This window comes from Gluconobacter sp. P1D12_c (assembly GCF_018812105.1).
Classification (GTDB): domain Bacteria; phylum Pseudomonadota; class Alphaproteobacteria; order Acetobacterales; family Acetobacteraceae; genus Gluconobacter; species Gluconobacter oxydans_A.
Window position 1 is genome coordinate 1 of sequence record NZ_JACSIQ010000201.1, and the last position, 581, is coordinate 581.

Consider the following 581-nt stretch of genomic DNA (forward strand, 5'->3'; position numbering starts at 1 on the left):
CTCTGTGTTCTGACCCAGCTGCGCGAGCGTCTGCGTGCCGGAGACATCTGGGTAACGGAAAGTCGCCAATACCGCGCATTCGACACCTACCTTCTTCCGGAAGCCACGTTTGCAGCGATGCGCGCGCAAGGACCGTTGCCTCTGGCGATCAATGCTACGGCTGACACGTTCCTTTCTCAACGGCGTGCAGTGCTGGAAACCGCGCTGAACCGGGTGACGGCTCTTGCCAGGAAGGGCGAGTTGTCACAGGTCCGGCTTGATGCACATGGTCTTGTGATTTCGCCTCTGAAAGCAATTACACCCCCTGCTGTGGAAGAGTTGAGGCGGGCGGCTTACGACCGGCTGCCACGCATCAAGATTACTGATCTTCTGCTGGAAGTGGACCGCTGGATCAGCTTCACCGACTGCTTTACCCATCGCCGTTCCAGCCGTGTCGCGGATGACAAAAACGCCCTGCTGACGGTGATCCTGGCGGATGGGATTAATCTTGGTCTGACACGCATGGCCGACACCTGTCAGGGTGCCACCCTGCGCCAGTTGGCGCATCTGCATGACTGGCATATCAGCGAGGCCGGATACGC

1 protein-coding gene is annotated in these 581 nt (G+C 59.2%); it reads left to right on the top strand.

Annotated features, from left to right (window positions below):
- A partial coding sequence (locus KP705_RS16325; protein WP_215765007.1) for a Tn3 family transposase occupies positions 1-581 on the top strand: 581 nt, incomplete at both ends.